We start from the raw sequence: 651 nt of genomic DNA, 5'->3' as shown, positions 1-651 counted from the left end.
AGGAACCGGTCACCGGTGACGAGCAGGACAGACTGGCCACCGAGGCCTCGCACCTGTCGCCCCAGGACCGGGCCGGCCTGGTCACGGCATGGCGGCAGACCGGCACACACACCACCCAGTGGCCCGACAACCCCGCACCATGGCAGCCGGACACGGCCATGGACGGGGGACCCTCTCCCGCCGTCATGTATCCGCAACGTCACGACCGGCCGATATACCCGAGGGTCGACCCCCGGGCCTGGCTCGCCAGAGCGCAGGACTTCACAAACGCGCACGCGGCCCTGCACAGCCTGGCCCCCGAGGACCGCGACATACTCCTGGTTCAGGCCTTGGTGATCATGCAGGGCCGGCACCAGGCCCCACCGGCCACCCCCGCCGAGCTCCGCACCGCCGAGGGCGACTACCAGTCCCTCCACTCGGACATGACCGCACTGATCGCCGCACACCTCCTCGCCCAACCCGCCCACGGGCTGGACATCACCGACCCGCTCCACCCCGCATGGCAGCTGTCCGAACAACTCCGCGAGGAATTCGCCACCCACGCCCCCCACCACGAAACGGCCACACCGCACACCACCGGCCCCTTCATCGGGATGGCCCTCACCCAGAACGACACCACCGACGCCCTCCAGCAGAAAATCCTCCAGGACC

1 protein-coding gene is annotated in these 651 nt (G+C 69.7%); it reads left to right on the top strand.

Features of this window, described 5'->3' with window-relative positions:
* The coding region (locus tag ACRWND_RS30905) for a hypothetical protein (protein ID WP_431955300.1) at positions 1-651 on the top strand (651 nt) is incomplete at both ends.

It is taken from the genome of Actinacidiphila sp. bgisy167 (assembly GCF_965342175.1).
In the GTDB taxonomy this organism is placed as follows: Bacteria; Actinomycetota; Actinomycetes; order Streptomycetales; family Streptomycetaceae; genus Actinacidiphila.
Note: the sequence above shows the minus strand (reverse complement) of the source record. Positions and strands in the feature narration are given on the sequence as shown.